6 protein-coding genes are annotated in these 12,147 nt (G+C 70.8%); 1 reads left to right on the top strand and 5 read right to left on the bottom strand.

Annotation, left to right across the window (positions count from 1 at the left end):
• Window positions 1–73: 73 nt before the first annotated feature.
• The gene (gene treS, locus ACIP4Z_RS09700; protein WP_355349586.1) at window positions 74–1,774 is read right to left on the bottom strand and encodes a maltose alpha-D-glucosyltransferase; all 1,701 of its coding nucleotides are present in this window, start codon (window positions 1,772–1,774) and stop codon (window positions 74–76) included.
• Entirely contained in the window at window positions 1,771–3,756 is a 1,986-nt protein-coding gene (locus ACIP4Z_RS09695) for a maltotransferase domain-containing protein (protein WP_391044652.1), read from the bottom strand. The genes treS and ACIP4Z_RS09695 overlap by 4 nt, the downstream gene beginning before the upstream one ends.
• Window positions 3,757–4,477: 721 nt before the next feature.
• On the opposite strand from ACIP4Z_RS09695, the gene glgP reads away from it, so the two are divergent.
• Window positions 4,478–7,087, top strand: coding sequence for an alpha-glucan family phosphorylase (glgP, locus tag ACIP4Z_RS09690; RefSeq protein ID WP_355349580.1), 2,610 nt, complete (start codon window positions 4,478–4,480; stop codon window positions 7,085–7,087).
• A 492-nt stretch (window positions 7,088–7,579) separates the two neighbouring features.
• Here glgP and ACIP4Z_RS09685 read toward each other — a convergent pair whose 3' ends face one another.
• From ACIP4Z_RS09685 to ACIP4Z_RS09675, 3 genes are all read right to left on the bottom strand, one after another.
• A complete protein-coding gene (locus ACIP4Z_RS09685) occupies window positions 7,580–9,124 on the bottom strand; it encodes a DEAD/DEAH box helicase (protein WP_401306256.1) in 1,545 nt (514 codons plus the stop codon).
• Between the two features lie 51 nt (window positions 9,125–9,175).
• Window positions 9,176–9,379: a cold-shock protein gene (locus ACIP4Z_RS09680; protein WP_188279682.1), complete on the bottom strand. Its 204-nt coding sequence runs from the start codon at window positions 9,377–9,379 to the stop codon at window positions 9,176–9,178.
• 278 nt (window positions 9,380–9,657) lie between these two features.
• Window positions 9,658–12,006, bottom strand: a complete 2,349-nt coding sequence (locus ACIP4Z_RS09675) for a M4 family metallopeptidase (RefSeq protein ID WP_391044828.1) — start codon at window positions 12,004–12,006, stop codon at window positions 9,658–9,660.
• Window positions 12,007–12,147 lie beyond the last annotated feature (141 nt).

Below are 12,147 nucleotides of genomic sequence, written 5' to 3'. Positions count from 1 at the left end.
GCGGGGGCCGGCCGCGGGGGCGGTGTGCCACCCGCGTCGGCTGCGGGGGGCCGGTCGCTCCGGCCCCCCGCCGTCACACCTGCTCGCGGCGGAGCCGGAACCAGTAGAAGCCGTGGCCCGCGAGGGTGAGCAGGTACGGCAGTTGACCGATCGCGGGGAAGCGCACCCCGCCGATCAGCTCCACCGGGTGCCGCCCGGCGAAGCTCCGCAGATCCAGCTCGGTGGGCTGGGCGAACCGCGAGAAGTTGTTCACGCACAGCACGAGGTCGTCGCCGGACTCGCGCAGGAACGCCAGCACGGCCGGGTTGCTCGACGGCAGCTCGGTGTAGGAACCGAGCCCGAAGGCACGGTTCTGCTTGCGGATCTCGATCATCCGCCGCGTCCAGTGCAGCAGCGAGCTGGGTGAGCTCATCTGCGCCTCGACATTGGTGACCTGGTACCCGTAGACCGGGTCCATGATCGTGGGCAGGTAGAGCCGTCCGGGGTCGCTGGACGAGAAGCCCGCGTTGCGGTCGGGGGTCCACTGCATCGGCGTACGGACCGCGTCCCGGTCACCGAGCCAGATGTTGTCGCCCATGCCGATCTCGTCGCCGTAGTACAGGATCGGGGATCCCGGCAGGGAGAGCAGCAGCGCGGTGAACAGCTCGATCTGGTTGCGGTCGTTGTCCAGCAGCGGTGCCAGCCGCCTGCGGATGCCGATGTTGGCGCGCATCCGCGGGTCCTTGGCGTACTCCGCGTACATGTAGTCGCGTTCCTCGTCGGTCACCATTTCGAGGGTCAGCTCGTCGTGGTTCCGCAGGAAGATGCCCCACTGGCAACTCGCCGGGATGGCGGGAGTCTTCGCCAGGATTTCCGACACCGGGTAGCGCGATTCCCGCCTGACCGCCATGAAGATGCGCGGCATGACGGGGAAGTGGAACGCCATATGGCATTCGTCGCCGCCCTTGCGGAAGTCGCCGAAGTAGTCGACGACGTCCTCGGGCCACTGATTGGCCTCGGCCAGCAGCACGGTGTCGGGGTAGTGCGCGTCGATCTCGGAGCGCACCTTCTTCAGGAACTGGTGGGTACGCGGCAGGTTCTCGCAGTTGGTGCCCTCCTCCTGGAAGAGATAGGGCACCGCGTCCAGCCGGAAACCGTCGATCCCGAGGTCGAGCCAGAAGCGCAGCGCGGCCAGGATCTCCTCCTGCACCCGCGGGTTCTCGTAGTTGAGATCCGGCTGGTGGGAGAAGAACCGGTGCCAGTAGTACTGCTTGCGCACCGGGTCGAACGTCCAGTTCGAGGTCTCGGTGTCGACGAAGATGATGCGGGCGCCGTCGTACTGCTTGTCGTCGTCCGCCCAGGTGTAGAAGTCCCCGTACGGTCCCTCCGGGTCGCTGCGAGACTGCTGGAACCACTCGTGCTGGTCGCTCGTGTGGTTCATGACGAAGTCGATGATCACGCGCATGCCGCGCTGGTGCGCGGCGTCCACGAATTCCACGAAGTCCGCCAGGTCGCCGAATTCCGGCAGCACGGCCGTGTAGTCGGCCACGTCGTATCCGCCGTCCCGCAGCGGTGACGCGAAGAACGGCGGCAACCAGAGGCAGTCCACGCCGAGCCACTGGAGATAGTCCAGCTTGGCGGTGATGCCTTTCAGGTCGCCTACGCCGTCTCCGTTGCTGTCCTGGAAGGACCGGACGAGGACTTCGTAGAACACCGCCCGTTTGAACCAGTCGGGATCACGGTCCTTGGCCGGTGTGTCCTCGAAGGTGTCAGGGACGGGTTCGTTGACGATCAACTGAGTGACCCTCCGATCGAAGGAGACGGTCGCAGCGACAGGACATGCGCGGGCGCGCGGCCCGGCTCAAGGCGCACATAGTTGTCTCTGCCCCAGTGGTAGGTGTCCCCGGTGAGCTCGTCGCGCACCGGGTATGACTCGTGCCAGGAGAGCCCGAGTGCCGGCATGTTCAACGAGACGGTGGCCTCCTGGGTGTGGAACGGGTCCAGGTTGACGACCACCAGTACGACATCGTCGTCGCGGCGCTTGGAGTAGGCCAGTACCGCGCTGTTGTCCACTGGGTGAAATGTGATGTCCCGTAGCTGCTGGAGCGCCGGGTGACGGCGGCGCAGCCGGTTGAGCGTAGTGATCAGCGGGGCGAGCGAGCGGCCCTCGGCCTCGGCCGCCGCCCAGTCCCGCGGCCGGAGTTCGTACTTCTCCGAGTGCAGGTACTCCTCACTGCCGGGCTTGGCAGGGGTGCCCTCACACAGTTCGAAGCCCGCGTAGACGCCCCAGGTGGGCGAGAGCGTCGCGGCGAGCACCGCCCGCGCCTCGAAGGCCGGACGGCCGCCGTGCTGGAGGAAGGCGTGCAGGATGTCGGGGGTGTTCACGAAGAAGTTGGGCCGCATCCACGCTGCCGCCTCCCCGCTCAACTCCCGCATGTAGTCGGTCAGTTCGCTCTTGTCGTTACGCCAGGTGAAGTACGTGTACGACTGCTGGAAACCGATCTGGCCGAGGGTGGCCATCATCGCGGGACGGGTGAACGCCTCCGCCAGGAAGATCACGTCCGGGTCGGTGCGGTTGATGTCCGCGATGACCTTCTCCCAGAACACCACCGGCTTGGTGTGCGGATTGTCCACCCGGAAGATCCGCACCCCGTGCGCCATCCAGTGCCGCAGCACCCGCAGGGTCTCCCTGACGATGCCCGCGAAGTCCTCGTCGAAGGCGATCGGGTAGATGTCCTGGTACTTCTTCGGCGGATTCTCCGCGTACGCGATCGTGCCGTCCGCGCGGTGCGCGAACCACTCCGGGTGCTTGGCCACCCACGGGTGGTCGGGCGAGCACTGGAGCGCGAAGTCCAGCGCCACCTCCATCCGCAGCTCGCGGGCCCGCTCCACGAAGTGGTCGAAGTCCGCCAGGGTGCCCAGGTCCGGGTGGACGGCGTCGTGCCCGCCCTCGGGGGAGCCGATCGCCCACGGCGAGCCGACGTCGTCGGGGCCGGGCGTCAGGCTGTTGTTCGGGCCCTTGCGGAAAGCTGTGCCGATCGGGTGAATGGGCGGCAGATAGACCACGTCGAACCCCATCGCGGCCACCGCGGGCAGCCGCTCGGCCGCGGTGCGGAAGGTGCCCGAGCGCGGCGGGGCGCCCTCTTCGAGCACCGCCCCCTCCGAGCGGGGGAACAGCTCGTACCAGGACCCGTACAGCGCCCGCTCCCGCTCCACGTGCAGCGGCAGCGGCCTGGAGGCGCTGACCAGCTCGCGCAGCGGATACCGGTCGAGTGCGCCGACCACGTCGTCCGCCAGCGCCGCCGCGTGCCGGGCGGCGGGGGTGCGCGAGGCGTCCCGCAGCGCGTCCACCGCGGCCAGCACACCCGCCCTGCCGTCGCTCTTGGGCACCCCGGCCGCCGCCCGCTCGTGCAGCAGCGCGCCCTCGGCCAGAACCAGTTCGGTGTCGATCCCGGCGGGGATCTTGATGCCCGCCGCGTGCCGCCAGGTCGCCACCGGGTCGGACCAGGCCTCCACGCAGTACGTCCAGCGCCCCTCGGCCGTCGGGGTGACGCGCGCGCCCCACCGGTCCGTGCCGGGCTCCAGCTCGCGCATCGGCGTCCACGGCCCCGACCTGCCGGTCGGGTCCCGCAGCACCACGTTCGCGGCCACCGCGTCGTGCCCCTCCCGGAACACGGTGGCGGTCACCTCGAAGGTCTCTCCTGCCACCGCCTTCGCCGGGCGGCGGCCACAGTCCACCAACGGACGGACATCGACGACGGGAATACGACCGATCATTGCCTCACCTGACAGCGCTGTGGATGGGACGGCGGAGATGGGGGGCGCCGGACAGCGGCCCACGGCGGCGGCGAGCAGCGTCGCGACGGGCCGCTCCCTCGCGGGCCCCCGCTCTTTTTAGCTGTTCCGGGCAGTGCGGGCTTGCCTGCATGGCCGCTCCAGTCCGCGTTCACTCGTGTGGAGGTGATAGGTGACGATCCGGGACGATTGCTGCCATGACTGTGGTGCCGTACGTGTGGTGCCGTGGGACCTGACGGTGCGTTGTGACGCTGTGTGGTGCAGTCTCGTGCTCCGCGCGAAGCCCCGCAATCGGAGCCTGCCCACGCTCCGCGAGACGAAAGCACCTCACCGAAGCGTTTCGGGAGCGCGTCACGAATGCTCAATCCGCCACCCCCGACCTGCCCCTGACGCCATTGTGGGGCCGACCACGGGCGCGCCTGACACGCGCCCCCGAGAGCGCCCCCGCGCACGCCCCCACCGTACGCGAAGCACCCGACACGCCCGCGTACGGCCATACCCTCACGTCACCCGGAACCCACAGGGCGACGGCGGTCACGCGCCGGGCCGGTGACCCCCGACCGGGCCCGTACGACCTGCCCCGCCCACCGGCGTGATCCGCACTGCGACCGGTCGCTTCCGTGAGCCGCCGTTCGCGCGTTTGAACCACCGGATCGTGGACACTGGCCGCAGGCCCCCCGCCATCGGGTCTACGGTCGAATACGTGAAGGCAATCCGTCGATTCACCGTGCGCACCGTCCTGCCGGAACCTCTGCGCCCGCTCGGGGAGCTGGCCCAGAACCTACGCTGGTCATGGCACCCGGAGACCCGGGAGCTGTTCCAGAGCGTCGACCCCGTGGGCTGGCGGGCCGCCCAAGGCGACCCCGTGCGGCTGCTCGGCGCCGTGTCCAAGGAACGGCTCGCCGCGCTCGCCGGGGACCGGCGCTTTCTGCGCCGCCTGGCCGCCGCGGCGGAGGAACTGGCCGACTACACCAGCAACCCCCGCTGGTATCAGGAACAGAGCGACCTGCCCGCAGCCATCGCCTACTTCTCACCCGAATTCGGCATCACCGCCGCGCTGCCGCAGTATTCCGGCGGCCTCGGCATCCTCGCCGGCGACCACCTGAAGGCCGCGAGCGACCTCGGCGCCCCGATCATCGGCGTCGGCCTGCTCTACCGGCACGGCTACTTCCGCCAGACCCTCTCCCGCGAGGGCTGGCAGCAGGAGCAGTACCCCGTCCTCGATCCCAACGAACTGCCCGTCACCCTGCTCCGCGAGACGAACGGCGCCCCCGCCGAGGTCTCCCTCGTCCTGCCCGGCGGCCGATCGCTGCGCGCCCAGATCTGGAAGGCCCAGGTCGGACGCGTCCCGCTGCTGCTCCTCGACTCCGACGTCGAGGCCAACGAACCCGCCGAGCGCGACGTCACCGACCGGCTCTACGGCGGCGGCAGCGAGCACCGGCTGCTCCAGGAGATGCTGCTGGGCATCGGCGGCGTCCGCGCCGTCCGCGCCTACTGCCGGATCACCGGCCACGCCGAACCCGAGGTGTTCCACACCAACGAGGGCCACGCCGGTTTCCTCGGCCTGGAGCGCATCCGTGAACTGGCCCTCGAAGGGCTCGACTTCGACGCGGCGCTGGAGGCCGTACGGGCCGGGACGGTGTTCACCACGCACACCCCCGTCCCCGCGGGCATCGACCGCTTCGACCGCGAACTGGTCGGCCGCCACCTCGGCGACGGCGGCGAGCTGCCCGGCGTCGACATAGGCCGCGTCCTCGAACTGGGCATGGAGACCTACCCCGGCGGCGACCCCAACCTGTTCAACATGGCGGTGATGGGTCTGCGGCTGGCCCAGCGCGCCAACGGCGTCTCCACCCTGCACGGCTCGGTCAGCCGCGAGATGTTCGCCGGGCTCTGGCCGGGCTTCGACCCGGAGGACGTGCCGATCACGTCCATCACCAACGGCGTGCACGCGCCCACCTGGGTCGCCCCCGAGGTGTTCCGGCTCGGCGCCCGGCAGATCGGCACCCAGCGCGCCGAGGACGCCCTGATGGTCGGCGGCGCCGACCGCTGGGAGGCCATCGCCGACATCCCCGACGCCGCCGTCTGGGAACTCCGCCGCGAACTGCGCGAACAGCTCGTGGAGGACGTACGGCGCCGGGTCCGCGAGTCCTGGCGGCAGCGCGGCGCGGGAGAGGCAGAACTGGGCTGGACCGACAGCGTCCTCGACCCCGACGTGCTCACCATCGGCTTCGCGCGCCGGGTCCCGTCGTACAAGCGGCTCACCCTCATGCTGCGCGACCAGGACCGGCTGATGGACCTGCTGCTGCACGCCGAGCGGCCGATCCAGATCGTGGTCGCGGGCAAGGCGCACCCGGCCGACGACAGCGGCAAGCGGCTGGTCCAGGAGCTGGTCAGGTTCACCGACGACCCCCGGGTCAGGCACCGCATCGTCTTCCTGCCGGACTACGACATGCGGATGGCGCGGCTGCTCTACCCCGGCTGCGACGTCTGGCTCAACAATCCGCTGCGCCCGCTGGAGGCCTGCGGCACCTCGGGGATGAAGGCCGCGCTCAACGGCTGCCTCAACCTGTCGGTGCTCGACGGCTGGTGGGACGAGTGGTTCGACGGCGACAACGGCTGGGCGATCCCCACCGCCGACGGCGTCGTCGACGAGGACCGCCGCGACGAGCTGGAGGCCGCCGCGCTCTACGACCTGCTGGAGAAGCAGGTCGCGCCGCGCTTCTACGACCAGGGCGCGCAGGGCCTGCCCGGCCGCTGGATCGAGATGGTCCGGCACACCCTCACCACCCTCGGCCCGAAGGTGGTGGCCGGCCGGATGGTCCAGGACTACGTCCGCACGCTGTACGCGCCCGCCGCCCGTTCGCACCGCGCCGTACACGGGGAGGAGGCCGGGGCGCTGGCCGCCTGGAAGCGGCGGGTACGGCAGCAGTGGCCGCGGGTCTCGGTCCAGCACGTGGAGACCGGCTCGGTGGGCGGCACCCCGGAGCTGGGCTCCACGCTCACCCTCCGGGTGGAGGTCGCCCTCGGCGAGCTGGACCCGACGGACGTCGACGTCCAGCTCCTGTCCGGCCGCGTCGACGCCGCCGACCGGCTCGCCGATCCCACCGTCGCCTCGCTCAAGCCCACCTCCCGCACCGACAGCGCGGGGCGCTACCACTACGAAGGGCCTCTCACCCTCGACCGCACCGGCCCCTTCGGCTATACCGTCCGCGTCCTCCCCACCCACCCCCACCTGGCCACTCCCGCCGAGCTCGGCCTGATGGCCATCCCCCCGGAAACGGAGGGCATGACCGCCGGCCTCCTCCGCTAACCGCCCTCCGACCGGGGCCCGCCTCCCCAGCGGAGTTGGCCTCCGGCCGGGGGCCCGCCTCCGGCGTGGGGCCGGCCTTCCGGCCGTGGGCTCGCCTCTGGCGTGGGGTTGGCCTTCCGGCCCGGGCTTCGCCCAGCGCCTCCGGCCTGCCCGGCTCGTGCGGTGCCGGGGGCCGGTGGCTCCGGTTCGCCGTGTCGGCCTGCGGCCGGGGCTCGCCTTCGGCGTGGGAACCGTTGCGGCCCCGATCCGCCGGTCGGCCTGCGGCCGGGGGATCGCCTCCGGCGTGGGGTCGGCCTTCCGACCGGGGCTTCGCCCGGTGTCTCCGGCCTGCCCGGCTCGTGCGGTGCAGGGGGCCGGTGGCCCCGGTTCGCCGTGTCGGCCTGCGGCCGGGGGCTGTTTCGGAGCCGCCCGGCGGCCGAGGCGGTGCGGCGGAGAGGGGGAAGCGCCCCCGCCGAGGGGATCGGCGGGGGCGCTTCGGTGTGCGGGGTGGGGTCAGGCCGCGCGGCCTGAGCTGCCGGTGTCGCCGCCGCGGGCGCGGCGGCCCACCGCGCCGCCGCGGCCGGCGGCGGCGCCGGGGCCGGTGCGGCGGCCGCGGCCGGCGGCGCCCTCGTTGGCGGTGGCCCCGGTACGGCGGGATGCGGCCTTCTTGGCGGGCTGCTGCCGCTCACCGGCGGAGGCGGCGCCGCCGCGCCCACTGCCGCCACGACGGCGGCGGGACGGGGCCGCGCCGGGAGCCTTGGCCTTGGGCGCCGGGACCTCGGCGGCGGGCAGCGTGACCGGGGTGCCGGACGGCTGCCGGGCACCGGTGATCCTGACCAGATCCGCGTCGCCCGGACGGACCCGGGCGGTGTGCGGCCGGATACCGGCCTGCGTCATGAGCCGGGCGTTCTCGCGCCGCTGCTCGGGCAGCACCAGCGTGACGACCGTGCCGGACTCACCGGCCCGCGCCGTACGCCCGCCGCGGTGCAGATAGTCCTTGGCCTCGGTCGGCGGATCGACGTTCACGACCAGGTCGAGACCCTCGATGTGAATCCCGCGCGCCGCGACATTCGTGGCCACCAGCGCGTCGGCCGTCCCCGTACGGAACTGGTCGAGCGCCCGGTTCCGCTGCGGCTGCGACTTGCCGCCGTGCAGCGCCACCGCCCGCACCCCGAGGCCCAGCAGGTGCTTGGTGAGCCGGTCGGCGCCGCGCTTGGTGCCGACGAACATGATCACGCCGCCCTGCCGGGCGGCGATCTCCGTGGTCACCGCCCGCTTGGTCGCCTCGTCGACGTGCAGCACGTGGTGCTCCATCGTCGTCACCGTCGCGGACGACGGGTCCACCGAGTGCGTGACCGGATTCTTCAGGAACCGCTTGACCAGCTTGTCGACATTGCGGTCCAGCGTCGCCGAGAACAGCATCCGCTGCCCGCCCGGCTTGACCTGCTCCAGCAGCCGCGTGACCTGCGGCAGGAACCCCATGTCGGCCATCTGGTCGGCCTCGTCCAGTACCGTCACGCCGACCTGGTCCAGCGAGCAGGCGTGCCGCTCGATCAGGTCGAAGAGCCGTCCGGGGGTCGCGACCAGGATCTCGGCCCCGCCGCGCAGCGCGGCGATCTGCTTGGTGATGGAGGCGCCGCCGACCACCGCGGTGGTCCGCAGCCCGAGCACCTTCGCGTACGGCGCGAGCGCGTCGGTCACCTGGGTGGCCAGCTCGCGGGTGGGCACCAGCACCAGCGCCAGCGGACGCTTGGCGTCGGCGCGGCGGCCGAGCGCCTTGACGCGGGTCAGCATCGGCAGGCCGAAGGCCAGCGTCTTGCCGGAGCCGGTACGGCCGCGGCCGAGCACGTCACGGCCGGCGAGCGAGTCCGGCAGCGTCGCGGCCTGGATCGGGAACGGTTCTGTCACCCCGTCGGCGTCCAGGGCGGCGACCAGCGCCGGGTCGAGCGGAAGCTCGGAGAACAGCTTTACGGGGGACACGGGTGACAAAAGCGGGATTCCTTCCTCGGGCCGCCACGGCGGGAGCCATTGCGGCGGCTGCACGCGAGAGGCCCGCACCGTGCGGTGCGGGCCTCCCGTTACCGAGCGTCGCGGCCCGGTTACTCTGAATTAGAGCGGACGGATGTTCTCCGCCTGCGGGCCCTTCTGGCCCTGCGTGACGTCGAACTCGACCTTCTGGCCCTCAAGCAGCTCACGGAAGCCCTGGGACTGAATGTTCGAGTAGTGGGCGAACACGTCCGGGCCGCCACCCTCCTGCTCGATGAAGCCGAAGCCCTTTTCCGAGTTGAACCACTTCACGGTTCCGGTAGCCATAACAATCTCCCTATGGTGGGGCAGTTTCCAAACCCGCACTGTACGGATATGGGTCGCTGTAGATGATCACCCCACACCGGAGAAATCCGGCAAAAACAAAAGTGCGCCCGGAATCGCAATCATCCAGGCGCACAAAAAGTTCTGGGTACCACAACTGCAACGCGACCAGCCTACCAGAGTCGTGCGGCCTCCGGTCGATCTTGTCCCGGCGAGTTCCTCCGCCCGGGTCCTGCGGCGGGTGGGGACCCGCCGCAGGACTCAGACACGAGCCGTACGGGCTAGCTGACGTTGACCGCCGCGTCGTCGATCAGGAACGACGTCGCGAGGGAGGCGTCCTCGGTGCCGGTGAACTTCAGGCTGACGGTCTGGCCCTTGTAGGAGGACAGGTCGACCGAGCGCTGGACGTAGCCGGTGCCCTTGTTGACGTTGGAGTAGGTGACCAGGGTCGTGCTGCCCGCCGTGAGGGTGAGCTTGTCGTACGCCGTGGTCGTGGAGGTCTCCTGGCTGCTGATGTAGAGCCAGTAGGTGAAGGTGGCGCTGGTGCACGAGGCGGGGATCGTGACCGACTGGGCGAGCGTGTCGGTGTGCGTGGTCCCGTAGCCGTTCAGCCACGCCTTGTACGAGCCGCCGTGGGACGCGGCGCCGGTGCTGTTGTCGATCACGCCCGACGTCGTCGTCCAGCCGGTGTTGCCGCTCTCGAAGCCCGGGTTGGTCAGGAGCTGCGCCGCGGTGCAGCCGCCGCCGCCCGCGCTGGTGACCGTCCAGGTGAAGGTGGCCGTACCGGTGGCGTTGGTGGAGTCCTTCGCCGTGACCGTCACGCTGGAGCTGCCGGTCGCGGTCGGGGTGCCCGAGATCAGGCCGCTGGAGGCGTTGATCGACAGACCGGCCGGCAGGCCCGTCGCGGTGTAGGTCAGCGCGCCGCCGTTGGTGGTGCTCGCCTGGATCTGGAGGCTGGCCGCCGTGTTCACCACGGTGGACTTGGCGCCCGGGTTGGTGACGGTGACGCCGCTGGGCGTGGTGACCCGGCTGCCGACGTTGATCGCCGCCCAGGTGTTGGCGACCGTGTTGTACGTGGCGCTGTTGGCGCCCCACAGGTCGGCCGCCGCGAGCAGCGACTGGGTGCGGGCCGACGCGTAGTTGGTGGTCGAGGTGAAGCGCTCGGTGAGCGCCTTGTACCAGAGCTTGAGGGCGTTGTCCCGGCCGATGCCGGGCACCGACAGACCGTCGGAGGTCGGGCTGTTGTAGCTCACACCGCCGATGACCTTGGCGCCGCTGCCCTCGGAGAGCAGGTAGAAGAAGTGGTTGGCCGGGCCCGACGAGTAGTGCACGTCGAGGCCGCCCAGGCTGGAGGACCAGTAGTCCTTCGAGCCGCCGTCCTTGCTCGGCTGGTCCATGTACCGCAACGGCGTGCCGTTGCCGTTGATGTTGATCTTCTCGCCGATGAGGTAGTCACCCGGGTCGGAGGTGTTGTTGGCGTAGAACTCCACGCCGGTGCCGAAGATGTCCGAGGTGGCCTCGTTCAGACCGCCGGACTCACCCGAGTAGTTCAGCCCCGCGGTGTTGGAGGTGACGCCGTGGCTCATCTCGTGGCCCGCGACGTCGAGCGCGGTCAGCGGGTGCGTGTTGCCGCTGCCGTCGCCGTACGTCATGCAGAAGCAGGAGTCGTCCCAGAAGGCGTTGACGTAGCTGTTGCCGTAGTGGGCGCGGGAGTACGCGGCCACACCGTCGCCGCGTATGCCGCTGCGGCCGAAGGTGTTCTTGTAGAAGTCCCAGGTCTCCTGGGCGCCGTAGGCCGCGTCCACACCGGCGGTGGTGGCGGTCGACGGGTTGCCGTCGCCCCACGTGTCGCTGGACTGCGAGAACAGCGTGCCGGTGCCGGAGGTGCCGTGGTTCAGGTTGTACGTCTTGTGGCCGCCGCGCCCGCCGTCGGTCAGCGTGTACGTCGACCCGGACTGCGTGGTGCCGATGGTGACCTGGCCGCTGTACTCACTGTTGCCGATGCCGGTCTCGATGCCCTGGTACTCGTACAGGCGGTTGCCGGTGCTCGCGTCGGTGATGACGTGGAGCTGGTTCGGCGTGCCGTCCTCCTGGAAGCCGCCGATGACGGACTCCCAGGCCAGTACGGGCGTACCGGACGCGGCCCAGATCACCTTGTGCGGCGCGCCGACCGCGGCCGGGGAGGCCGCGCCGTCCGCCTTCGCGCGGGCGAGCGCCGTGGTCTTCGCCGAGTCCGCGCTCTTGACCGCGGTCGTGCTGGCCACCGCCACCGAGGCGTTGGTCGCCTTGTCGACACCGGTGGTCGCCCCTGCGGCGTCCTGGTGCACGATCAAGTCGCCGCCGAGGACCGGCAGGCCCTGGTACGTACGCTCGTAGCGGGTGTGGACGGTGCCGTCGGTGTCCTTGGTGACGGACTTGACGACCAGCTTCTCACCCGAGCTCAGGTGCAGCGAGGACGCGGTGGCCGCGCTCTTGGTCTGCGCCTGCGAGACGAGGGTGGCCTGCTGGGCCGGGGAGAGCGATGCGGGCAGCGCACCCGCTCGCGGCTGAACATGTGTACTGGCCTGGGCCGTTGCCTGCCCGGGTACGCCTGCTGAGGCCGTACCCGCGGGCAGTGCGACCGCCAGCATCGCTGCACCGGCAATCAGCACTCCTGCTGCTGTTGCCTTGCGGGGGGATCTGCGCACTCGTCACTCCTTCTGCGGCGACCGCGGATGGGCGGTCGGTGACAGTCCGGACAGGTGGGGTTGGTGATCTGTCCGGGTAGAGCT

The sequence above is a fragment of the Streptomyces sp. NPDC088910 genome, assembly GCF_044749865.1.
Taxonomy (GTDB): domain Bacteria; phylum Actinomycetota; class Actinomycetes; order Streptomycetales; family Streptomycetaceae; genus Actinacidiphila.
Note: the sequence above shows the minus strand (reverse complement) of the source record. Positions and strands in the feature narration are given on the sequence as shown.

Bases quoted from the DNA above. Each gene is read 5' to 3' on its own strand.
- ACIP4Z_RS09695 (WP_391044652.1), bottom strand. From the start codon at position 3,756: ATGATCGGTCGTATTCCCGTCGTCGATGTCCGTCCGTTGGTGGACTGT.
- ACIP4Z_RS09680 (WP_188279682.1), bottom strand. From the start codon at position 9,379: ATGGCTACCGGAACCGTGAAGTGGTTCAACTCGGAAAAGGGCTTCGGC.
- ACIP4Z_RS09675 (WP_391044828.1), bottom strand. From the start codon at position 12,006: ATGCTGGCGGTCGCACTGCCCGCGGGTACGGCCTCAGCAGGCGTACCC.